We start from the raw sequence: 23,026 nt of genomic DNA, 5'->3' as shown, positions 1-23,026 counted from the left end.
TTTTTGTTATGGAAGCGTCGTCGCGACGTCGATTTCGCTTGACGCCGATTTTTCGCCGCTTCACGTCGCGTATAGCGAAGCGAAACGGGGCGCTCTGCTTTTTTCGCGGCTTCGCGCGTTGCGCCGCTCGGACTTCGCGCCTTGTCGCGAGAGGCGCAAGTCTGTAGGCGTCGCGTCCTTGCGGAGAACGACCACTGAAAAACCCGTGTTACAAGGGTCGTCATGACGACATCCTTCGACAGCATTGCAAAGCTCTCCGAAAAGGAACTGCTCGATCACTTCGAGTGCCTCGTCGCCCGCGACCGTCGTACGACGGCGGCGTTACTCGTCGCGATCGCCGAGATCGATGAGCGCAAGCTCTGGGCCGGGCATACCTGCTCCTCCATGTTCAGCTTCTGCATGGAGCGCTTCCACATGTCGGAGCAGGTAACGGCCAAGCGGATCTGGGCTGCGCGCACGGCGCGCCGCTTTCCGGTCGTGCTGGATCTGGTCGCACGCGGCGAAGTGCATCTCAGCGCGATCCATCTGCTGGCGAGGCATCTGACCGCCGAGAACCACGTGCGAGTGCTCGAGCGCGCCAGGCACAAGAGCTCGCGCGAAGTCGAGCGGCTGGTTGCCGAGCTGGCGCCGCGAGCCGATGTGGCGTCGCGTGTTCGTGCGATGCCCGGGCCTCGCGCAGGGGGCGCGGCGAACAATGGGCCGGCGGTGTCGGCCGGCGCGACTTCGATGGATTGCGAGCAGGTCGGCAGTGCGAGCGATCGGTGCACTTCGACAGACCGCGAGTCCGTCAGTTGCTCGAGTAATCGGCCGGACTCCGAGGTCGTCGGCGCTGCAATCGCTCCATCGTCAGCGCAGCCGGCAACAGTGCCGAAGCCGATCGTTCCGCTCAGCCCGCGTCGTTACAAGATCGAGATCACTGTAGACGAAGACACGCACGACAAGCTGCGATCGCTACAGGATCTGCTCGGCCGCTCGGCGACCGGTCGCGACCCGGCCGCAATTATCAGTCGTGCGATCGACGTGCTGCTCGTCCGGACACTCGCGCGCAAGGCAGGCTGCACCGACCGACCGAAGTCGACGACGCCGACGAACGCGGAATGCACCGATCGGCCGGACTCAATGGCGCGCGCGGCCGATACGGCAGCTTCGCAGCGAGAACAGCGATCCCGGACCATCCCGGCGGCCGTGCGGCGCGAGGTATGGCGACGCGACTCGGGTCGCTGCTGCTACGTAGACGGCCGAGGACGTCGCTGCCGCGAGACCAGCAACATCGAGTTCCACCACAGAGCTCCCTTCGCGATGGGCGGACCTCCTACGCCCGAGAACATCGAGCTGCGCTGCGCGGCACATAACCAGTATCAGGCCGACCTCGACTTCGGCCGCGCCTTCATGGACGCGAGGCGCGGCAATCTCGCCCATGCGCGAACATTCCCCGGGGAATGTCGGGGAATGGCGGCCGCGCCGTAAGACGTCGTCGGAGTGAATGATGCGCTATCAGCGTATCTTCCGAACGATGCGCTCTTCAGCGTATCTTCTGAACGATGCGCCTTTCAGCGCATCTTGGTCGAAATCGGGTTGTTGAATTCCTGGCGGGTTTTTTTCGCGGAAGGAGCCGACGAGCGAGCTCGTGACGACCACCGAGTGACGGATCAGTTCTCGACGGGCACTCCCGCTCGCGGCAAGTCGAGGGTGAACACGCAGCCCTTGCCCGGAAGATCCCGGACGCGAAGCTCACCACCGCTCATGGTTACCGCGCGCATGCAGATCGAGAGTCCGAGTCCGAGACCGCTACGATCCGGTCCGATCTGCTGGAACGGCAGGAACAGATCCGCGGCTTTACCGACGGGCAGACCACCGCATTCGTCCTCGACCTCGAAAACGACGCGACGAGACGTGACAGTTGTCGTCAGCGAGACGCGACTGTTTTTGTGCGTGAACTTGAAAGCGTTCTGAAGAAGGTTGGTCAGTGCCGCGGAAAGAATCTGCCGGTCGCCTTCGATGGCAACGGCAGCCGCCACCTCGGAAACGCTGAACTTGACGCCGCGGGCCCTGGCCACCATCGAGGATCCGGTCGCGATCTCCTCCAGGAGATCGGCAACTGGAATCCGCTCGTGCTGCATGATGCCGGCATCGAGCCGGACGTGAGCGAGCGACCGGCCGAGCAGAAGATTCAGGTCGGTAAGAGCCCGTCCCAGCACCTGCCCGGTGCTGCCACCCGGAGCCACATGCCCGTCGCGAATGGCTTCGAAGGCAAGCATGGCCGTGTTCAGATGATTGCGCAGCTCGTGGGCGAGCACACCGAGGCGCTCGTTTTCCTGGCCGGCAATTTCGAGCTCGCGTTGCTTCGCGAACTCCGTGACCGCTCCGGCAATCGCATCGTCGAGGCAGAGGTTGAGCGTCCGGAAGTCGCTGCTCGAGATGGTCGTTCCGGAATCGACAGCGAGCTCGGTTACGGACTGGCAGACGTCGCCATAGTCGTGCACGACCTGTCCGATCGTCAGTCCCCTGCGGAGCAGCTCGTGGCCGTGACGGGCCGCGCTCTTTGCGATCTCGTCGTGGTCGATGACGTCGCTCAGCGCCGCCAGCCGTAGCGCCTCGCCAAGCTGATCGAGAAAGACCGGGATGCCTTCCATCTCGCGCTCCGTGGGTTTCGGAGATTCGCGCGATGCGACCCGTGTCCGGATCGAATCGATGATCACATCGCGATGGGAGATGAGGAAATCGCTCAGCACGCACGAAATCTGCGCCAGCCCAAGCGAACGGACAAGGAAAAATGGCGCGATCGAGACGATTTCAGCTGCCCGCTGGCACGAACGAGCTTTTCCGGACAAGCGATCGGCCGCCAGCGCAGTGTTCTGAACGCTGCGCGTCATCCCTCTGAACGATGCGCCTCTCAGCGCATCCTGCTGAACGATGCGCCGTCAGCGCATCTTGGTCGAAATCAGATTGTTGAATTCCTGGCGGGTTTCTTTTTCGCGGAACACGCCGACGAGCGAGCTCGTGACGACGACCGAGTTCGGCTTCTCGACGCCGCGCATGCGCATGCACATGTGCTCGGCCTCGATCACGACGCCGACACCGCTCGCGCCGAGCACCTCGCTGATCGTGTTCGCGATCTGGTCGGTCATGCGCTCCTGTACCTGGAGCCGGCGGGCGTAGGTTTCGACCAGCCTCGCAATCTTGCTGATGCCGACGATTCGGCCCTTGGGCAGATACGCGACGTGCACGCGGCCGAAGAACGGCAGCAGGTGATGCTCGCAAAGCGAGAAGAAATCGATGTCCTTGACGATGATCATCTCCGAGTAGTCCTCGGTGAACATCGCGTCCCCGATGACCGCGCGCGGATCCTCAACGTAGCCTTTGGTGAAGAACTTGTACGCACGCATGACGCGCGCTGGCGTCTTGCGCAGGCCTTCGCGGTCGATGTCTTCGCCGAGAACCGTGAGGATCTCGCGGACCTGGGATTCGCCGGGCTCGGACATGATCAGTCGTCCAGGACCTCGTCCTCGTCGTCGGGCAGATCGTCGACGTCCTCGTCATCGTCGAGAGGCTCGTCGAGCTCCTCGACCGGCACGCCTTCTTCGTCGCCTTCGAACTCGCCGCCCTTGACGCGCTGGTACTTGCGGTAGTCGTAGCCGGTGGCCATCGCCATCAGCAGGCCTTCCATGCCGCCTTCCTTCTCGCGGCGCAGCACGCGCAGGCGATCGAGATACTCGCGGAAGTCATCGTTGATGCGGGCGGTCTCGTCGGGCTCGCCGTCGAAGAACTCGCACAGGCGCGTGACCGCGAAGCGCAGCGCGGCAAAGCGAAGCTCGTTCGGGAACGAATCCCATTCGGCGAGCGACAGCGTGCGAAGCGACTCGTAGCCGGCCATCATCGATTCGAAGCGCTCGAGCACGTAGGTGCCGTCGACGAAGCACGCGGCGTTGACCGCCGTGGCAAGGTCGAACACGTACTTGCCGCGGCACGCCGCATCGAAGTCTCCGATCGAGACGACGTCGTCGCCGCGGGCGAGCAGCCCGTAGCAGTGCACGGTGCCGTGGATGATTCCCTTCGGCAGCTTGGTCTCGAGGTAGTTGCCGAGATACTCGGTCTCCTCGTCCATCGTGCGGATGATCTTCTTGAAGTACGGAGGAATGCGCCGCCGCACGGCCGCATACGCCTCGAAGATCCTCTCGAAGCCGAAGCGGTTGTCGATGGCCTTCTTGTAGCCGCGCCCGACGATGTGGAGCTGGCCGATCGCGCGCCCGAGGCTGTTGACGGCCTTGATGTTGAGTGCGGCCGGCGTCGGCATCTTGCCGTTGGCCAGCCGGTAGAGCACCAGGTAGTGCCCTTCGCGCTCGAGGAAATGACGGCCGCGCCGGTCGGCCACCGGCCGCGGGCTCGGAAACGCGTGTTTTTCGAGGAAAGAAAGAAGCTCGAGCTCCCTGCGCAGATCGAACTCGTCCTCGAGCGAACGAACCTGCAACTCGTAGCAGGTCTTCGAGACGTCGAGCAGGTAGCGCTTGTTGCCCCAGAGCGGAATTGCGCCGCTCGACGGACCAAGCTTGCCGAGCCCGTACTCCGCAGCGATGTCGGTGAGAGCCTTCTTGTCGAGGGCGAGTGGTTGCAGCGGCATCAGTTGGTTACGTCACGCCTGCGTGGCTCTGAAAAAAAACAAAGAAAGCCCGGGCGGATATGTCGCCGCGTTGGAACAAAGTCAATATGAGGCGCACAGACAGCGAAACCCCGGCTGGTCTTCAAGCCGCCGATTCCTCGGCTTCCCGACTGCCGCCCTCGCGAAAGGCGGCCGCTTCGCGCCGCAGATACTCGCGATACGAGGCGACCTCCGCTCGGGTCCGCTCCGCATCCCATCCGAGGCGAGACGCGAGCACGTCGCCGACCGTAACGACGACATCACCGGCACGCTCGCGGCTGCGCAGTGCGAGTGGCACGCGCCGTGACAGGACGTCGTCGATCGAGCACGCGAGCTCGAACTCGACGGCGTGTACGAGCTCGGCGACGAGGTCGGGGCGATCGTCGACGGCTCGCTCGCCAAGGCGTCCGTCGCCGCGCACGAGCGCGTCGATCTCTCCGGCGAGCGAGCCGTAGCGCTGCCGGATGTGTTCGGCCGTCGACTGCGGCTCGTCGCGCGCGGCCTCTCCGGCCGGGAACCCGGCGCCGCCGGGCAACGGCACTTCGGCGGTGCGGCACGGACCGACGCGCCGGCCGATCTTTTCGGCCGCGCGATCGACGAGCAGCTCGGCGACTTTGCGATGCGTCGTCAGCTTGCCGCCGCCGAGTGACAGAAGGCCGGCGGGGCTTTCGAAGACCTGATCCTCGCGACTGACTTCGGACGCGGTGCGCTCGTCTTCGGGCGCGACCAGCGGGCGCAGCCCGGCATACGCCGAAATGATGTCACGCGCGGTCACATTCGCCTGCGGGAACGCGCGGTTGACGGCCGCCAGGATGTAGTCGATGTCGTCGGGCTCGGCGCGGCATTCGGCCGGGTCGCCGGTATAGAACGTATCGGTCGTACCGATCACCGACTGGCTCTGCCATGGAATCGCGAACATCACGCGGCCGTCGATGCCGCGCATCACGACCGCGTCGCGGTTGCCGATGCGCGAGCGGTCGAAGATCGCATGAACACCCTTGGTCAGGCGAAGGCGCGGCGGCGCGCCGCCGTCGTCGAGCCGGCGAACCGCGTCCAGCCACGGACCGGCGACGTTCACGAACGAGCGCGCGTGCACCGTCGCCTCGCGGCTGCCGAGCCGGTCGCGAACGCCGGCTGCAACCACGCGGCCGGTCGAATCCTTCTCGAACGCGACGACTTCGGCATGGTTGAGCATGGCTGCGCCTGCGCCGCGCGCGGCGAGCGCCGTCTCGAGCGTCAGGCGCGCGTCGTCGGTCCAGCAATCGTAGTAGAGCGCTCCGCCGCGCAGGCCGTCGCTGGCAATGGCGGGCTCGTGCTCGCGCAGCGCGGCCACGCTCAGATGCTTGTGGCGCGCGACATTCTGGAAACCTGCCAGCAGATCGTAAAGCGTCAGCCCGATGCGAAGCTGCCAGACCGGCGTCGAGTCGTCGTCGTAAATCGGGAACACGAAACGCTGCGCACGCACCAGATGCGGCGCAATGCGCGTGCGCAATACGTCGCGCTCGCGGCACGACTCGAGCACCAGCGCGACGTCGCCCTGCTGCAGGTAGCGAACGCCGCCGTGCACGAGCTTGGACGAGCGGCTGCTGGTTCCGCACGCGAAATCGCAGCGTTCGAGCAGCGCGACCGTCATGCCGCGCAAGACCGCATCGCGCGCGACTGCAGCGCCGTTGATTCCGCCTCCGATCACGCAGACGTCGAACGTCTCGGACTCGAGACGTTCCCAGGTGAGCTCGCGCTGGCGCAGCGGACCGGCGTGCGCCGTCATCGAACGCCGACCAGCTTGTGGATCTGCGGAAGCACGCGGGTGTCGGCGACGTGCGTCGCAGCCAGCGCCGCAAGCTCGGCAAGGCGTCCCACTCCGATCGTCCATGCGTTGGTCTGAGGATCGGACACCGGCTGCACGTAAAGAATCGCGCCGGGCGCGGCTTCGGCGACGAGCGTCGCCGCGCGAATGACTTCGGACGGATCCGTGCCGGCGTCGACCGGCATCTTCACGTAGGTTTCGGTCTGGCCGCACGCCTGGAGAAATTCCCGATGGCGGTCCCACAGGGCGGGCTCGCCGGTGTTCGACGGGAGCTTGACGTCGGCCGAGACGATTGAAATTCCGGGCAGCACTTCCGGAAGTGCGCTCGCGAACATCGCGTTGGTTTCGAGAAGGCACGGACGCGCCGGCGGCACGCGGCGCAGCCACTCGGCAAGAAACACGCTCTGCACCATCGGCTCGCCGCCGGTGATCGCGATCATCGCGATCGACGGGTCTTCTTCGAGAGCGCGGGCGAGGATCGACGCCAGCTGCTCGACGGAAACGGGATTCGCCAGAACATCGGAGCCGCCGCCGGGATAGTCCACGCGGCACGACGCAACCTTGACGAGAGAATCCGGCGTATCGCACCAGCGGCAGCGGATGTTGCAGCCGGCGAAGCGCACGAACAGGTGGCGCTGGCCCGCGCGCGAGCCTTCGCCCTGAAACGACGCGAAGATCTCGCTCAAGTATGCCGATGGTGAAGCGGCAGCCATCCGCGTCCGCATAACACGAACCGGCTCTGGCAGCGACGACGAGCAAGCCGGCGGGTCATTCCTGTGTTCCAGGACTGGCCGAAGGCCCGGATGCCGACGATCGCAGAAAGTGGCATGGGCGACCGGCTTCTCTTAGGCTCCGGCGATGGGCGGGGCGGATGTCGCGAAGCGCGCGCTACTGGTGACGGCATCCGTCGTGTTCGCTTTTCTCGTGACCGAGGCGGGATTCCGGCTCGACGGATATCGGCAAGGCATCGACTACCGGCTCTATCTGAAAGAGCTGACCAACGCGGACCGGATGCCGCGCGTCCTGCTCCAGCCCGACGAGACCCTCGGGGTCACGCTCGTGCCGAACACGCAGGCGCTTCAGGTGACGTCGGATTTCTCGGTCGTCTACCGCATCAACAGCAAGGGCCTGCGCGATCGCGAATACGACTACGCCAAGCCGCCCGGAAAGCTTCGCGTGCTCGCGCTCGGCGACAGCTTCACGTTCGGAACAGGCATTCCGTACGGCGCCCGGTTCACCGACATTCCCGAGGACCAGCTCGACGGCGTGGAGGTCATCAACACCGGTGTACCGGGCTGGGGCACCGAGGCGGAGCTGCTTTTTCTCGCGCGCGAAGGGCTGCGCTACCGCCCCGACGTGGTCATGATCTTCATCAACTTCGTCGATACCAGGAGGCAGCGGCCCAACCTCTTTCGCGACGGCGGAATCGATCTGCCGGCGCCAACCGAAGCGTCACAATCGCCGTCGCAGGCGTTGTCCCGGGAAGAGCAGGCTGCGCAGCGCCAGGAAGGCGGCACGCTCTACCTGAAAGCCGACGATCCGCTGTTCAAGGAGCGCGGCTGGCTGGTGCGTCACTCGTACGCAGCCAGCTATCTGAGCTTCCGGCTCGCGCTCGCGCAGCACAGGCAGGAGTTCGAGCAGCAGGATGCCGAGCGATGGCAGAAAACCGACGCCGACCGGCAGGGACTCGCGTCATCGGTGGGCACCCATGTTCCGACCGCGTCCGAACGGACGATGCTCGTTCTTCGAAAGTTCGTCGAGCTTTCCAGGGCCGAAAAATTCCGGCTGGTGATCGTGAACATCAGCGGCTGGGCGCACCTGGATTTCGTGAAGGACGTCGACCCGAGCGTGGAGTACCACGACCTGGCGCCGGTATTGATCGCCGAATCGCAGAAGCGTCCGATCCTTTTCAAGTACGACAACCATCTCAATCCCGATGCGAACGCGCTGCTCGGGCGCGAAGTCACCGAGATCCTGCGACCGTTGGCGAAGGAGTATGCCGCGAGGCATTGAGGCGCGGCGTGCACCGGCCGATGCGGCGTTCGTGGTCCATCTGCGCGCCGATCGTGATCCCGCGCGAAGGAAAATCGTATGAGATTCGTCGGTACGTGCGTGAAAGTCCCGATCCTCGTTCGCGCAGCCCTGCTTGCCGGTGTGTGGCTGCTGTCCGTCGACATGCAGGACAACGATCCTTTGTCACCCTGGGACGGCGACGCGGTGGAAGAAAACCGGGATCCGATGGCAAACGCGCCGCTTCAGCCGGATTCACCCCGATCAGAAGACTCGGACATCCTGCCCAGACCGATCAGTCCCGCATGGCCCCCGGAGGAAGCACGACCTCCGCAGCCACCGCTTCCTCCCGAGCCGCCGCTCGCGCCGGAGCCGGATTGGTGATCGCAATCTTCATTCCGCGAACGTCGTCCACGCCACGCAGGGCGTTCGCAAGGGGTTGAGCCATGTCTGAACATTTCACCGAACCCGTCACCGAGCCCGCCGAAGTAACCCATCGCCTGCTCGCCGATCGCGGGACCATCGTGGTCGAAGTCGCGCGCGCCCTGCGTGCCGGTGATTTCGATTCACTCTCGGAAACTGCCGATCGCTGGATTCGCGATCACGGGCGGCTGACGGGATTGGTCATCCACGCGCGCGAGTTTCCCGGATGGGAAAATTTCGCGAGCTTCCTGCGGCACATCCGTTTCGTGCGACAGCATCATCGGAACATCGACCGGATTGCGCTCGCGGCCGACACGAAGCTCGCGAGCATCGCTCCGCACATCGCCGAGCATTTCGTCGAGGCTGAAATCCGTCGCTTCGACTACGACGAGTTCGACGAAGCGATCGACTGGGCGTCCGAACCCCGCAACCCCCAGAGTCGTACCGCGGCCGTCTGAGCGCCAGACGGCTGGAACGCTCCCGGGCGCACCCTGCGGGGCTTCCATGCCGCGGGCTTGACTTCGATACCGCCGGTATTGCAATACTACCGGTATGGCGAAGCGACGCACTCGCACCGAACAAGCCGAAGTGACCCGCCAGAGCCTCCTCGAGGCAGCGCGCACCGTGTTCATCGAACGGGGCTTCCACGCGACATCGCTCGACGCCATTGCCGACGAGGCCGGCTTTACCAAAGGCGCGGTCTACTCGCAGTTTCGCAGCAAGGCCGATCTCTTCCTCGCGCTTCTCGAGCAGCGCATCGTGCAGCGGGTCGCCGAGATGCGCCGCTCCGCCGAGACCGTGCGCGGACCGGCCGAGCTCGCAACGGCACTCAGCCGTCAGTGGGATGAAAAGCTTCGTGGAGACGAGCAGTGGTCGCTGCTGTCGATCGAGTTCCGGCTGCACGCTGCGCGCGATCCCGATCTCAACCGCCGCTACGCCGCCCTTCACGCGCAGACTCGTGACGCAATTGCGGCGCTCATCGAACGCGAGGCGGCAGAGACCGGCTTCGTGCTGTCGATCCCGGCCGAAGACATTGCCCGCGGCGTGCTCGCGCTCGGTACCGGCGCCGTGCTCGAGCGCTGCGCAGAAGGATCGAGCTTTCCACCTCGCCTGATGGAAATGACGAACAGGGCGATGATCTTCGGTCTCGAGATCCCAGAACGCGAGCTGCCTGCCCGCGCAAAAAAAAGAGCGGTGCGATGACGCTCGGCTACAGGTGGAAGAACGCGCAGGACGTAGCCAGCGCGCTCGCCGGAAGCCGCAGCTCCGCCGAGCGCGAGCGATGGCCGAGAGAGCGTCTGAAGTCGTTCCAGCACGAGCGTCTGTCCGCGCTCGTCGAGCACGCGACTTCCCACTCGGCGTTTTACCGCGATCTCTACGGCGGCAGGCTTTCGCGGTCCGATGTTCGTCTCGAGCAACTGCCCGCGGTCACCAAGTCGATGATGATGGACCATCTCGACGAGTTCGTAACCAGCCCTCGCCTGCATTGTTCGGCTCTCGAGCAGCATCTGCAGCAAGTCGGTGCATCCGACGAGCTCTTCCTCGACGAATACCGCGTGATGGCCTCCGGCGGCAGCTCCGGCCGCAAGGGCATTTACGTGTACGATCGCAGTGCCTGGCGCGGCTTTCTCGACGGTGCGCTGCGGTGGAGCCGCATGATGGGCCTGACTCCGCGGTTGCCGCGCCGCCGCCGTCTCGCCCAGATCGCCGCTCCCGACGTCAAGCACATGACTTGCCGCGGCGCCGCGTCGATGTCGGTAGGCCTTTTTCTCCCGCTTCGTCTCAGCGCGACGCAACCGATCGACGAGCTGGTCTCGAAACTGAACGAACAACAGCCGGATGCCCTTACCGGTTATCCGTCCGTGCTCGATCTGCTGGCGACCGAACAGCTCGAAGGACGGCTGCGCATCGCGCCGGCGATCGTCTCGACCACGAGCGAGGTGCGTACCGAACAGATGACCGAGCGCATGCGCAAGGCCTGGGGCCGCGAGCCGTTCAACTGCCTCGGCTTGACGGAAACCGGGATCACGGCCACCGACTGCAGCGAGCACTGCGGCCTGCACATCTACGAGGACAGATGCATCTTCGAGGTTGTCGACGAGAACGGCCGTCCGGTGGCGCCGGGCCAACCCGGGCACAAGGTCCTGATCACCAATCTCTACAACTGGAGCCAGCCGTTCATTCGTTTCGAGATCACGGATCTGGTTTCGGTCAGTGAGGATCCATGCGCGTGCGGCCGTACGTTCGCGCGCATCATCGCGCTCGAAGGTCGCTCGGATGACATCCTCGAGATGCGGCGTGAGGGCGGAGGCACCGTCAAGGTCCATCCGATTCACCTGCGCAGCCCGCTGGCGGCGGTCGCTGCGGTTTCCCAGTATCAGATCGAACAGACCGATTCGGGACTCGACGTAACCCTCGCGCTGTCGCGTGGAGCGGCCGAAAACGAAGTCCGCAGCGCCGTCGAGCGAACGCTTCACGATCGTCTGTGTGAGCTCGGCGCGGTTCGGCCGACGATCCGTGTGAAGGTCGTGCCGGGGATCGCACGCGAGGAAGGGGCCGGAAAGTTCAAGCTGATCAAGGCCGCTCGGCCGCACGCAGCGGCCTGAGGGAGGTCATTCGCCGGCGTCAGCCGACGCGACACCGGAATACGACAAACGTCCGCCGGCAATCGACGCCGCGGACGTGTACGGATGCGGCTCCGGAACGGCTCGTCCGGTGATGTGCAGGACGTCGTGACCGTCGGCCTTGAGCCAGTCCGAAACGAGGCCGCGATGGCAGCGCCACCATACGGCCTCCGAACACAGAATCGCCGTGCGTCGCCGCTCCGCGAGATCGACAAGCTTGCGGATCGCACTGTCGAACTCGGTAGTCATCATGAAGTCGGCGTAGCCGCGAAACGCTTCGCTCCTCCACGCAGTGTTCGGTGAATCCGGCCTGGCCTTTCGCCTGCCGCCGAGCTCGACGAAATGCTCGTAGCCGATGCCGGCTGCGGCGAGTGCCTCGCGAAGCGCATCGCGACCGAAGTGCGGGAACTTGCGCGAGCCAGGATAGCGGCGCACGTCGGCGACCGTTTCGATATGATTCGCGCGCAGCAGCTCGAGAAACTCCTCGAGGCTGCGTGTCGAGTGTCCGATGGTCCATATCGTGGCCATGGATCTTCGAGCTCATGCCGAGGTCACAGCGCGCGGTGCCCGGATGACCGGGCCGCCTTCACGAGCAGGCGTCGGTGCAACGCCTGCTCGTCGGTGTGGACACGAGAACGCCCAGCGTCACTCGAAGCAAGCGCAAACGTTTCCCGAATCCTCGCGACATTCCGCCGTGCTCGACAGACACGTACCGCCGCACGTCGGTGCGCTGGCATTTTCACAAGCGGGCAGCGTCGAGGTCGTGGTCGCGCCGGGCAGGGTCGTCGTCGCAGCCGGCTCGGTCGTCGTCGGACCCGACAACGTCGTGGTCGGCAATCCCGACAGCGTCGTCGTCGAGCTGGAAGGAAATCCGCAATCCTCGTGACACGACCGCGCGTCTGCTTTGCAGCCACTGGCGGTTTCTCGCGCCGCCGACGTGCAGCCGCGGACACAGGCCCCATGGTCTTCCGCCGATGCGCAGTTCTTGATGCACGAAGCGCCGCCGGCGGCGACGTCATGCGCGCAGCTTCCGAGCGTCTGCCCGCACTGGCCCATGCAGCTTGCCGAATTCGTGCCGGAGGAATTCCCCGGGTTATCGTCCGATGGATCGTCGGACGGATCATCGGGAGGAGGGTTCTGGGACGGATCATCCACGCCGGCCCTGCATGCATCGATGCAGCTCGAGCGTCCGGTCCGGCACGTGGACCTCGTCATGGTCAGGACGTCCCTGCATCCGGCCATGCAGTCGGCCATTCCACCGTCGGATGCCGACGAGCGGCACTCGAGCCTGCAGTCGAGCAGCGTCGGACGCGCCGCAGCGGCGCAGTCCTTTATCTCGTGGCTGCAGGTTTTCAGGCAGCCGGCCGAGGCCTGACTCGACATGGCGAAGACGAACGGAACCGCGAGGCAAAGAGCGATGCGAAGCGGGAATCTTGTTCTCATCGTCGATTCTCCTGTTGAGGGGTGGTCGCCCCGCCGAGACATCTACAACGTTGAAAACATCGTACGCGGGCGCGATCGAGCAACAAGGTTTGCCATCCGCGTTCGCATCGAGCCGATCGGAATCTGCCTCGCAAGCGGGATCGTCGCGCGATGAGACAAGGCTCAAAATGTGATGCGGCGCCAGGCTTCGGAAGACGATGGAAGCGCGCATCCGGAGGGTCGAAGAACAACGATCAGGAATACGGGGACCGTTGCCCACTCGGCAGCGCGAGGATCGTTCGCACGCATTGGCCGAGCTCGCGAGCACCTGAGTCAGTGGTGCTACGCCATGCGACGTGACCATCCGGGCGCACCAGGACTGCGCCGGCCTTCCCCACTCCATAGGCGCGAGCAAAGGCGTCGCCGTCGGCAAGACCTGCATCACCGATGATGTAGCAGTCGATGCGTGTATCGAGCTCGCGCGCGATCGACGCTGCAGCGTCGCGCCACGCCGATCCGCCGGACGCCGCCAGCAGCGTGAGCCCGGGACCGAACAGATCGAGCGTCGAGAAGCGGGCATCGCGACGCCCGAGCCAGATATGCGGCGCCCTGCATCCCGGCGTCGCCGACTGGATGTAATCCGAGTACGGATCTTCGACCGCGGGAGGCCTGGTGCCGTCGGCGATGACCGCCGGTGACTTGTAGGCGGCGCCGAATTCGACGCCGAGATGATTGCCGTAGCGGCGTGATGCGGCGATCACTTCTTCGGCATCGAGACCGCTCTCGGCTCCGGACATCGCGGCCATGTTGATCCGCATGACGTTCATCGTGTTCTCGAGCGACTGCGACGTGATCTCTTTCGCCACGCCCCGCCGCTCGAGGTCGTAGGTCTCGAGCAGCGGCCATCCTGCCTTGCCGAGCACGCACCAGGCGAGCTTCCACATGGCGTTGTGCATGCCCTGCAGCCCGGTGTTGACCCCGAGGCCTCCAGTCGGCGGAAACTGGTGGGCGGCGTCGCCGCAAAGCACGACCCGGCCGCTGACGAGGCGTTCGACGACGGTTGCATTGAGCTGCCAGAGACCGATCGAAAGGATCTCCGGCTCGAAGTCCGCAACGCCGACAGCAGCGCGCAGCCACTGGCGTGCGCGCTCCTTGGTGAACACTTCGAGCGACCACTCTTCGATCGGGACGTTGATCTGGCAGAGCCAGCGCCCGACACCGTCGAGCGGCTGCAGCACGCCCCTTGCGTGCTCGTTGGTCACGAACAACAGCACGCCGCGCCGCTCGCCGATGAGCCGCTCGATGTCGGCGCGAAAGTAGCAGTTCACGACGTTGGTCACGCTGTGGATGCCTTCCATCCGCAGGCCGAGCTCACTGCGGACGAGGCTCGACGCTCCATCGGCTGCAACCAGCGCACTTGCCGACAACGTTTCGATGTTGCCGGTCGCGACGTCGCGCACCTCGAGCTCGACACCGTCGTCGGCCGGCGAGCCGCCCGTGACGAGGCGGGTGGCTTCGGTGGCGAATCGCAGCTCGACCATGCCCGACATGCGCACGGCATCGACGAGGATCTTCTCGATCAGATCCTGGGAAGTCATCGACGGCAGCGCAGGGCTTATATCGGGGCCTGGCCCCTCGAAGCCGCGCGACTCGATGAACCCGAACTCTTTGCCCACCGCGCTTTCGAGAAAGCGGATCGGACTCTTCCAGCCGTCCGGAGTGTCGATGCTGCGAAGACGCTTGTAGACGGCCGGTCCCCATCCCCGCGCGATCTCCATCGTTCGCGTGTTGAAGTTGCGCGTCTTCGGATGCCACGACGTCGCGGCGTGCTTCTCGACGAGGACGCTGCGCACGCCGAAGCGCGCCAGCTCGAGCGCCGCAGCCAGGCCCACGGGGCCGCCGCCGAGAACGATCACTCCGCGATTCGGCTGGAAGACAGGCATCCTCAGGTCTCCTCGATCGACGATAGCCGGGGGCCGCAACTGCGGCGACCGTTCCGCTCACGCTGAGGGATGAGACACGCTGCCTGCGCGGGGCGTCGATCCACGCGGGCAGTCCTGCTATCGTCCGGCAGCCGCGCGCCCGACGGCGCGGCGGTTCGCTCGAGAAGCGAATCGGAGGTGCACCATGTCGACCGCCGCAAAGACTGCAACGCTGGACGTAAGAAAACTCTCCGGCTCGCTTGGAGCGGAAATCCGCAGGATTCGGCTGGTGGAAGCCGATCGCGCCGACGCCGAAGCGATCCGCGCTCTTCTGACCGAGCATCTGGTGCTGTTCTTTCCGGATCAGCACCTGACGCCCGACGAGCATATCGCTTTCGGAAAGCTCTTCGGCGAGCTCGAGTCGCATCCGAACCTCAGTCTGAATGCCGAGCGTCCGGAGTTTTTCGAGCTGCATGCGTACGGCGGCCAGGGTGCAGTCGCCGACGAATGGCACAGCGATCTGTCATGCCAGCGAAGCCCGTCGCTGATCGCCATCCTTCACATGGTCAGATGTCCGGAGTTCGGCGGCGACACGATGTGGACGAACACGTACAAGGCGTACGAAGAGCTTTCGCCGCCGATGCGCGACTTCCTCGACGGGCTTTCCGCGCTGCACGACGCGCAGCCGCATGGAAAGCCCGAACAGATGGCGGTGCATCCGGTGGTTCGGACCCATCCCGAAACCGGCCGCCGGGCGCTGTTCGTCAATGAGCATTTCACCCGCCGCATCGTCGAGCTGAGCCATCAGGAGAGCGAAGCGCTGTTGCCGTTCCTTACTCGCTGGGTTGCGAGCCCGCGCTTTACGGTGCGCTATCACTGGACGCAGGGCACGATCGCGATGTGGGACAACCGCTGCACGCAGCATCACGTGCTGAACGATTTCGAAGGAGAGCGCGTGATCCAGCGCGTGACCGTGATGGGCGACCGGCCCGAGCCGGCAACGCCGCCGCGGTGGAAGCCCTATCTCAAGACCGTGACGGCCGGCAGCCATCGCGACTTTCAACTTCAGAGTTACCTGGGGAGTGCGCGAACGCGCGACGACAACTGACGTCGCCTGCTCGCATCGACCGCGTTCAGTGGGCCGCGTGTACGGTCGGAAATCTCTTCGCGAACGACATCGGGAAGCGGTCGGTGGACCTTGCCGTGGAAACCCGCCGGCGGAATGTCATCGCGAGATGCGTAGCGGGCGTCGCGGCCACTCGCCGCGCGAACTTCCTGGCAACGGCCCTGCGCAGCACGGGCTGCAGGAGCGCGGACGTCCAGGTCGAAAGAGTCTGGCTGCTGGGAACCGGCGGGAGCGAGGTGGAAACGTTCATCTTGGAGTCCTCCGTTGTTTGCGGCCCCCAGTGGGCGGCCGCGGTATGGTCGGAGGATGCGCTGCTTCGGCCGGAAGGCCTTTGAGAAGTTCTTGAATCGCTCTTGAAAATGAATCGCCGGGGCTGCGGGTCCCAATCGGGCGGTGAAAATGTTCAGCAAAAACGGGTGTCGGGGCGGCGGCGACCTGCGAATCGGCCGCGACAGCGACCTTGGGGCCGGCCTCAGCCGGTCACGACGACCGTCAAATCGCCGACATTGGTGCCGGTCGGCCCGGTCACGACCAGATCGCCTGCGGCGTCGAGCGCCGGCTCGGTATCGAACGCTTCGAGCGCAGCGGCGAGCGGGAATCCGGCCACCTCGCAGCGACCAGACGTTCCGCCGTCGACGATCGCGCCGGCCGCCCGGCTGGATCCGTCCACACCGTCCGTGCCCGCGCTGATCACGGCGATGCGCTCGCGATCACGAACGTGAAGCGCGACTCGCGCCGCGACGTCGAGGTTGCGGCCGCCGCGGCCAGCGCCGCTGGGCGGCACCGCGACGGTCGTCTCTCCGCCGAACACGACGGCGCAGCGCTGCTGCGATGACGAAGCCGCCGCGCATTCGCCGGCGACCTCGGCGATGCGCGCTGCTGCGATCGAGGTATCGCCGTAGAGACGCTCGCCGCCGTTCGGCGCAATCACGCGGTAGCCTGCCCGTGCGAGCTCGTCGCGCGCGGCGCCGATGGCGTTGCCGATCGATGCGATGACCGTGTAGTCGATCGCAAAGCGGGCCTGTCCAGGCTTGTCTTCGGATGCCTCTGCACTGCGTCGCAATAATTCGAGTACGCGTGGCGGCAACGAGAGGTGAGCGTCTGCGACGACGTCGAGCGCGCGGCGGCAGCGCTCGGAAACAGGCAGCACGGGCTCGACGGTCGGCCCGGATCCGATCACGGCCGGGTCGTCGCCCTCGACGTCGGAGATCGCGAACGTCGTCGTGCGCGCGGGCCCTGCTGCAGCGGCAAGACGGCCGGCTTTGACCGCCGACAGGCATCCGCGAATCAGATTGATCGACCGGATCGCAAGGCCGCTCGCGACGAGCGCGCGATAGGTGGCGGCGAGACTTTCGAAATCGACGCCGGCCGCGGGAGCTTCGAGAAGCGCCGACGCTCCACCGGACAGCAGCACCAGAAGGCGATCGCCGTCGCCGAGCGTGCGCGCGGACTCGAGGACCCGAAGCGTTGCCGCACGACCTTCCGCGGTCGGATACGGATGACCGCCGCGCAGCACCTCGACCGTCGAAGGGAGACCGGCGATGTCGGCGCCGGACGGGAGCACCGCGATGGCGCGAGCGATTCGAGGCGCGCCCGCATCGTCCCGGCAAAGACCACGCAGCATTCCGGCCGCGGCCTTGCCGGCTGCGACGACGAGGGTTCGAGGATCGGCGGGATCGAGATCGGGACGAGCCGCCAGCGCGCGCCGGACGCTCGACTCTGCGTCGACGGCGCGAAGGCCGGCGGTCCACGCCGACATCGCGTCGGCGCGGAGGCTGCCGTCAGAACGAATCGTCTTCGGTTTCGTTGGCCGGGTAGCGCGGCGCGGCCATGCCGCCCGAGTCGACGTGCATCGTGCGCTGGGCCTGCTCGTGCTCGTCCTGGCACGTCACGCACAGGCGCGTGAACGGCATCGCGTCGAGGCGCCCGCTGACGATTTCGCCGCCGCATTCCTCGCACTCGCCGTATTCGCCGGTGTCGATGCGATGGAGCGCGTCTTCGATGAGCTGGAGCTTTTTGCGCTCGCGGTCGCCGAGCAGGAGGTTGATCTCCCGGTCGCGCTCGTCGCTCGCGATATCGTAGGTGTCGCGGCCTTCTCCGGCCTCGCCCTCGCGACCTTCTTTCATGTCTTCCTGAATGACGCGCAGGATCTCCTTGCGCATTTCGAGAAGCTTAAGCTGGAACTTGTCGCGGTCGCGTTTTCTCATTTTCCTACTCCGGTTGCCCCTTGCCGGGCGAAAGGCGGGACACCTTAGTGACGAGATGCCCGTTCGTCAATGCGCCGGGGCACGAAAGATCGGCCTGGCGGGCGCATTCGAGAACAAACGAGTCGCATTCGACGTTCGCGGAGCGAACCCGCCATTTTGCTCAGGAAAAATAAATGTACCTGTCCCCTTTTTTATTCGGCGAACAGGTCGATGCCTTCGGAGCCGGTGATCTCGACGTCGATGAGCGAGCCGCGGCGGTATTCGCCGCCGGCGCCCCCGAGAAAGGTCACGCCGTCGATCTCCGGAGCCTGCAGGTCGGTGCGGCCGAACCACGCGCCGTCTTCGTCCTCGCCGCAGACGAGCAGCCTCTGACGGCTGCCGACCTGGGCGGCGAGCAGCTCGGCGGTGATCTGCTGCTGGAGCGACATCAGCACGTCGTGCCGGCGCACGGCTTCGTCGGGATCGACGGCGCCCGGAAGATCATGGGCGCCGCTTCCTTCCTCGGGTGAGTACGCAAAGACGCCGATGTTCGAGAAGCGCGTCTCGACGACGAACTCGCAGAGCCGCTCGAAAGCGGCCTCGGTCTCACCGGGAAAGCCCGCGATGAACGCGCTGCGGATCGCGGCACCCGGGATGCGCTCGCGGATGCGCTCGACGACGCGACGGATCTGCCCGGTGTCTTTCGCGCGCCGCATCGCGCGCAGCACGTCGGTGTCGGCGTGCTGCAGCGGTATGTCGATGTACGGAACGACGTTGTCCACGTCGCGAATGGCATCGAGCGCGCTGTCGCTGAGCGTGCTCGGATAGAGGTAGAAGCAGCGCACGCGCTCGAGGCCCCGCACGCGGCCGAGCCGCCACAGAAGGCCGGCGAGTCCGTCCTTTATGCCGAGGTCACGTCCGTACGCCGAAAGATCCTGCGCGATCAGGTTGAGCTCGACGATGCCGCCGGCCGCAAGATGCTCGGCCTCGGCCGCGATGTCCTCGATCGTACGGCTCTCGTGCTTGCCGCGGAACGACGGGATCACGCAGAACGAGCATTCGTGATCGCAGCCTTCGGAGACCTTGAGATAGGCCGATCCGTCGGTTTCGGTGACCGCGCGCTCCATCAACGCCGACGGCAGATAGTGCCGCGAGGCCGCGCGGAAGATTTCTCCGCCGCGCGCAACGAGAGCATCGGGAAAACGGTCGAGCGCGCCGGTTCCGACCATCGCGTCGATCTCGGGGATCGCGCTCGTCAGCTCGCTGCCGTAGCGCTCGGCCATGCAGCCGGTGACGACCAGGCGCCGTCCTTCGCGCGCGGCCTTGATGCGCGCGAGCTCGAGAATCGTATCGACCGATTCCTCGCGTGCCTGCGCGATGAATGCGCACGTGTTGACGACCAGGATGTCGGCGTCGTCGGGATTCGCCACGACGGAATGGCCGTCGGCCAGCGCGCGGCCGAGCATCAGCTCGCCGTCGACCTGGTTTTTCGGGCACCCGAGACGGGCGAGATAGATTTTCTTCGATTCCATTGAGGGAACTGTCCATAGCCTCGGGAGCCGGCGCGGGAAAACCGCGGCTTTCTGCGGCGGTAACCTGCTTGACCCAGCTCTGGTAGGCAGTGCACTCTTGCTCGCCGGTCTCGACCGGTCGAGGGGAAGGCCGAAATGACAACGACAAACCGACTGTATCGCCATGCGCTCCGGTGCTGGCTCGTGACCTCGTTCACGTTGCTGCCGCAAATGTCATCCGCCGGCATTCCGTACCTCGTCAAGGATCTCAACAGCGGCGGACTCTCGTCTGTGAGCGTGCTGGGCGAATCATCAGGCCGCGTGTTCCTGATCGAAGGTGCGGCCTACGAGGAGTTCCGGATGATGTGGAACACCGACGGAACGTCCGCAGGAATGCGACAGCTCACCGAAGTTGGTGCGACCTCTACGTACTTCTGTGATGTCGACGGCACGGCATACTTCGTCAACAGCTTGTCGGGACATCCCGAAATCTGGAAGAGCGACGGGACCGCGGCCGGTACCGTGCGCGTCGCGTCCGCCGGTGAAAGCATCAAAGACCTGACGAACATCGGCGGCACGCTGTACTTCGCGTCGGCTCCTGAAATTTCCGACTCCGCCACGAGCTACGACCTGTGGAAGAGTGACGGTACCGAGGCAGGGACCGTACGCATCGCGGACATCGACTACGCGGGCGATCTGGCAGATGTCGACGGCATCGCCTGGTTTTCGGCGAAAGATGTCGACGGGACCGAGGCGTGGCGAAGCGACGGAACCGAAGCAGGTACCTACCGCGTTGCCGACATCAATTCGGGCGCAGCTTCTTCCCTCCCGAAGTCGTTCGTCAGCATCGGCGGGCAGACCTGCTTTTCGGCGAACGGCACTGGAGGACGCGAGCTCTGGGTCAGCGACGGGACGGAGGCCGGCACCCATCTCGTGGTGGACGTTCCCGGAGGCTCGATCAGCGGATCGCTGACAAAGTCGGGCGGCAAACTCTATTTCACCGAACTGTTTTTTGTACCCGGGACACGGCAGCTCTACGCGAGCGACTGCACCGAAGCGGGAACGGTTGCCCTCGCTTCAGACTCGGACACGACGGTTCCGTTCGATGGAGGCGGCACGGTGTACTTCGGCAGGGATGACGGAGCTACGGGAAACGAGCTTTGGAAAACCGATGGCACGCCCGGAGGCACGGTTCTCGTTCGCGATATTGTAGTCGGTTCGTCCGGCTCGTTTCCCACACATTTCGTGAATTCCGGTGGGTTCACCTACTTCCTGACGGGATCCGGCTATGAGCTCTGGCGTACCGATGGCACGAACGCCGGAACGACTCGCGTCGCCGACATCGGTCCGTCGGATACCCCGGTCGCGACCGGAAGCGGACTACTCGTGTTTCGCGCCTCGAGCGGCCTTTCGGCAAGCGACGGAACAGAGGCGGGCACGGTGCTGCTCGCGTCATTCGGTTCCGCATTGGGAGCGAGCAGCTATCCCGAGCGGCTGCTTGCCAGTGGAGGCAGCGTTGCGTTCGGCCGCTTCTTCGATTCCTCACTGCACATCAGTGATGGCACATTCGCAGGCACCACCAGCGTAAACCTGCAGCCGGAAGCTTTTGCGGACTGGAACGGAAACATCGTGCTCAGCGACGGTAACTCCATCTGGATTCGCCAGCCGGATGGTGGCCTCTCGAGAATGACCTACGGCCGAGCCGCCTACTTCACGCCGGTCGGCGACTCGCTGTTCTTCGCGAGAAACGGCAAAGCGTTCGCCAGCGATGGCACCTTCGGCGCCGAAGTCGAGCTTGCATCCTTCCCGTACGCATCCTGCCAGGGAGAACTGTGCCCCTTTCATCCCGTGCACAGCCCATTCGGATTCGTCGACACCGGCACGATCGTGATGATCGTCGTGCGCCGCATCTCCGAGGCCGATCAGGACGAGCTGTGGAAGACAGACGGAACGGTGGCCGGCACGTCGAAGGTCGCCGACGTCACTCTGGTAAGCGGCCAGTTCGAATTCGACTCTGCCGTTCTTGGCGGGAAGCTACTCTTCACGGCTTCGGACCCGGCCCATGGCCTGGAGCTATGGATATCGGATGGAACCGGAGCCGGCACCTCGCGCCTGGCGGACATCGAGCCGGGTACGGGCGGCAGCAGTCCGGCAGGTTTCGTAAAGGTCGGCGATCGCGTTTTCTTCAGTGCAACCACCGCTTCGAACGGGCGGGAGCTCTGGAGCACCGACGGTACCGAGATCGGCACCGTTCCGGCCGGTGACATCAACCCGGGTCCGGCGAGCTCGTCGCCCGAGGACGTGACCGTTTTTGGAGACGGCGTGCTGTTCTCGGCCGAAGAAGCCGGTAGCGGGCGCGAGCTCTGGCGCAGTGACGGAACGGTGAGCGGAACGACGCTCGTCGCCGACATCAGTCCAGGCGCAGCCGGAAGCGATCCGGGCGATTTCGAAACGGTCGGTGCAAGAGCGTATTTCCGCGCCAATGACGGCGTCACCGGTCCGGAGCTGTGGACGACCGACGGCACCGAGTCCAGGACGCACCTGATCGCCGACATTCATGCCGGCCTTGGCGGGTCGACACCCGGCGAGATTACGAGATCGGGCTCGCGAATCTTCTTCGCGGCAACGACCACGCAGAATGGAAGAGAGCTCTGGGCATACGACCTTCCTGCCCACTGCGGCAACGGCACGCTCAATGCCGGCGAGACGTGCGACGACGGCAACGCCCAACCCGGCGACGGATGCGACGACGAATGCGTGCTGGAGACGTGCGGCGACGGCGCGCTCGACGCAGGCGAGCAGTGCGACGACGGCAACCGCATCGACGGCGACGGATGCTCCCGTGCATGCATCAACGAATGTCCCGCGGTTGCCGCGGAAGACTGCCGTGAGTCCCCGGTAGCCGGTGCAAGTCGCTTCCAGATCAAGGCGAGCGTTGATCCGTCGAAGGCCCAAGTAGCGTGGTCCTGGAAACACGGAGACTCTGCAAAGGAAGATTTCGGCGACCCCACGAGCTCTACGAGCTTCTCGCTTTGCGTGTACGACGACGATGGCCTGAACGTGGACGTGAACTTTGGCGCCGGCGGCACGTGCGGCAGCAAGCCCTGCTGGACAGAAACGAGCACCGGCTTCGCTCTGCGGCGCAAGACGTCGACCGGGTCATTGCAGCTGAAGCTGAAGGGCAGCGCGGACCCGGGGCGGGGATCGATCGATCTCAAGCTTCGCGGCGACGAGACCGCGCAGATCACGACGCGCGTCGGGTGGACGCCGCCGCGAATCCAGCTCCGCAACGATCTCGGGTGCTGGAACGCGCAGTTCGCGTACTCGAACGACGGATGGGTCCAGGTGTTGCCGTAGGC

21 protein-coding genes are annotated in these 23,026 nt (G+C 65.2%); 10 read left to right on the top strand and 11 right to left on the bottom strand.

Annotation, left to right across the window (positions count from 1 at the left end; all coding sequences use genetic code 11):
* The first annotated feature begins 222 nt into the window (after positions 1-222).
* Positions 223-1,467, top strand: a complete 1,245-nt coding sequence (locus tag VN634_09915) for a hypothetical protein (GenBank protein HXC51187.1) — start codon at positions 223-225, stop codon at positions 1,465-1,467.
* Positions 1,468-1,649: 182 nt separating this feature from the next.
* On the opposite strand, the gene VN634_09910 is transcribed toward VN634_09915, so the two are convergent.
* The 5 genes from VN634_09910 to VN634_09890 all read right to left on the bottom strand — a co-directional run bounded on the left by VN634_09910 (position 1,650) and on the right by VN634_09890 (position 7,129).
* Positions 1,650-2,873: a HAMP domain-containing sensor histidine kinase gene (locus VN634_09910; protein HXC51186.1), complete on the bottom strand. Its 1,224-nt coding sequence runs from the start codon at positions 2,871-2,873 to the stop codon at positions 1,650-1,652.
* A 48-nt stretch (positions 2,874-2,921) separates the two neighbouring features.
* Entirely contained in the window at positions 2,922-3,482 is a 561-nt protein-coding gene (gene folE / locus VN634_09905; protein HXC51185.1) for a GTP cyclohydrolase I FolE, read from the bottom strand.
* Positions 3,483-3,484: 2 nt separating this feature from the next.
* The gene (locus tag VN634_09900; GenBank protein ID HXC51184.1) at positions 3,485-4,618 is read right to left on the bottom strand and encodes a phosphotransferase; all 1,134 of its coding nucleotides are present in this window, start codon (positions 4,616-4,618) and stop codon (positions 3,485-3,487) included.
* Between the two features lie 121 nt (positions 4,619-4,739).
* Entirely contained in the window at positions 4,740-6,404 is a 1,665-nt protein-coding gene (locus tag VN634_09895) for a glycerol-3-phosphate dehydrogenase/oxidase (protein HXC51183.1), read from the bottom strand.
* The gene (locus tag VN634_09890) at positions 6,401-7,129 is read right to left on the bottom strand and encodes a 7-carboxy-7-deazaguanine synthase QueE (protein ID HXC51182.1); all 729 of its coding nucleotides are present in this window, start codon (positions 7,127-7,129) and stop codon (positions 6,401-6,403) included. Before VN634_09890 ends, VN634_09895 begins: the two co-directional genes overlap by 4 nt.
* Before the next feature lie 172 nt (positions 7,130-7,301).
* On the opposite strand from VN634_09890, the gene VN634_09885 reads away from it, so the two are divergent.
* The 5 genes from VN634_09885 to VN634_09865 all read left to right on the top strand — a co-directional run bounded on the left by VN634_09885 (position 7,302) and on the right by VN634_09865 (position 11,482).
* Positions 7,302-8,456: an SGNH/GDSL hydrolase family protein gene (locus VN634_09885; GenBank protein ID HXC51181.1), complete on the top strand. Its 1,155-nt coding sequence runs from the start codon at positions 7,302-7,304 to the stop codon at positions 8,454-8,456.
* Between the two features lie 78 nt (positions 8,457-8,534).
* Positions 8,535-8,837 carry a hypothetical protein gene (locus VN634_09880; GenBank protein ID HXC51180.1) on the top strand — a complete coding sequence of 101 codons (303 nt, stop codon included), beginning with the start codon at positions 8,535-8,537 and terminating at the stop codon, positions 8,835-8,837.
* Between the two features lie 62 nt (positions 8,838-8,899).
* Complete coding sequence (locus tag VN634_09875) at positions 8,900-9,334, top strand: STAS/SEC14 domain-containing protein (GenBank protein HXC51179.1); 435 nt, start codon at positions 8,900-8,902, stop codon at positions 9,332-9,334.
* A 130-nt stretch (positions 9,335-9,464) separates the two neighbouring features.
* Positions 9,465-10,079: a TetR/AcrR family transcriptional regulator gene (locus VN634_09870; GenBank protein ID HXC51178.1), complete on the top strand. Its 615-nt coding sequence runs from the start codon at positions 9,465-9,467 to the stop codon at positions 10,077-10,079.
* Positions 10,076-11,482, top strand: a complete 1,407-nt coding sequence (locus tag VN634_09865) for a hypothetical protein (GenBank protein HXC51177.1) — start codon at positions 10,076-10,078, stop codon at positions 11,480-11,482. The genes VN634_09870 and VN634_09865 overlap by 4 nt, the downstream gene beginning before the upstream one ends.
* A gap of 6 nt (positions 11,483-11,488) precedes the next feature.
* On the opposite strand, the gene VN634_09860 is transcribed toward VN634_09865, so the two are convergent.
* Entirely contained in the window at positions 11,489-12,028 is a 540-nt protein-coding gene (locus VN634_09860; protein ID HXC51176.1) for a DUF488 domain-containing protein, read from the bottom strand.
* Positions 12,029-12,194: 166 nt separating this feature from the next.
* Here VN634_09860 and VN634_09855 point away from each other — a divergent pair, with 166 nt between their 5' ends.
* Positions 12,195-12,386: a hypothetical protein gene (locus VN634_09855; protein ID HXC51175.1), complete on the top strand. Its 192-nt coding sequence runs from the start codon at positions 12,195-12,197 to the stop codon at positions 12,384-12,386.
* A 102-nt stretch (positions 12,387-12,488) separates the two neighbouring features.
* Positions 12,489-12,875, top strand: a complete 387-nt coding sequence (locus VN634_09850) for a hypothetical protein (protein HXC51174.1) — start codon at positions 12,489-12,491, stop codon at positions 12,873-12,875.
* Between the two features lie 301 nt (positions 12,876-13,176).
* On the opposite strand, the gene VN634_09845 is transcribed toward VN634_09850, so the two are convergent.
* Complete coding sequence (locus tag VN634_09845) at positions 13,177-14,865, bottom strand: FAD-dependent monooxygenase (protein HXC51173.1); 1,689 nt, start codon at positions 14,863-14,865, stop codon at positions 13,177-13,179.
* Between the two features lie 184 nt (positions 14,866-15,049).
* Here VN634_09845 and VN634_09840 point away from each other — a divergent pair, with 184 nt between their 5' ends.
* Positions 15,050-15,952, top strand: a complete 903-nt coding sequence (locus tag VN634_09840) for a TauD/TfdA family dioxygenase (GenBank protein ID HXC51172.1) — start codon at positions 15,050-15,052, stop codon at positions 15,950-15,952.
* Positions 15,953-15,977: 25 nt separating this feature from the next.
* Here the strand turns inward: VN634_09840 and VN634_09835 are convergent, their stop codons facing one another.
* From VN634_09835 to rimO, 4 genes are all read right to left on the bottom strand, one after another.
* Entirely contained in the window at positions 15,978-16,220 is a 243-nt protein-coding gene (locus VN634_09835) for a hypothetical protein (protein HXC51171.1), read from the bottom strand.
* Between the two features lie 222 nt (positions 16,221-16,442).
* The gene (locus tag VN634_09830; GenBank protein ID HXC51170.1) at positions 16,443-17,729 is read right to left on the bottom strand and encodes a DUF4147 domain-containing protein; all 1,287 of its coding nucleotides are present in this window, start codon (positions 17,727-17,729) and stop codon (positions 16,443-16,445) included.
* Between the two features lie 22 nt (positions 17,730-17,751).
* Positions 17,752-18,177, bottom strand: coding sequence for a TraR/DksA family transcriptional regulator (locus VN634_09825; GenBank protein ID HXC51169.1), 426 nt, complete (start codon positions 18,175-18,177; stop codon positions 17,752-17,754).
* A 191-nt stretch (positions 18,178-18,368) separates the two neighbouring features.
* Complete coding sequence (gene rimO / locus VN634_09820; protein HXC51168.1) at positions 18,369-19,688, bottom strand: 30S ribosomal protein S12 methylthiotransferase RimO; 1,320 nt, start codon at positions 19,686-19,688, stop codon at positions 18,369-18,371.
* Positions 19,689-19,823: 135 nt separating this feature from the next.
* Here rimO and VN634_09815 point away from each other — a divergent pair, with 135 nt between their 5' ends.
* Positions 19,824-23,024, top strand: a complete 3,201-nt coding sequence (locus tag VN634_09815; GenBank protein HXC51167.1) for an ELWxxDGT repeat protein — start codon at positions 19,824-19,826, stop codon at positions 23,022-23,024.
* Positions 23,025-23,026: the final 2 nt, after the last annotated feature.

The sequence above is a fragment of the Candidatus Limnocylindrales bacterium genome, assembly GCA_035571835.1.
Classification (GTDB): Bacteria; Desulfobacterota; Binatia; order UBA1149; family CAITLU01; genus DATNBU01.
This window is presented reverse-complemented; position numbering and strand designations above follow the sequence as displayed.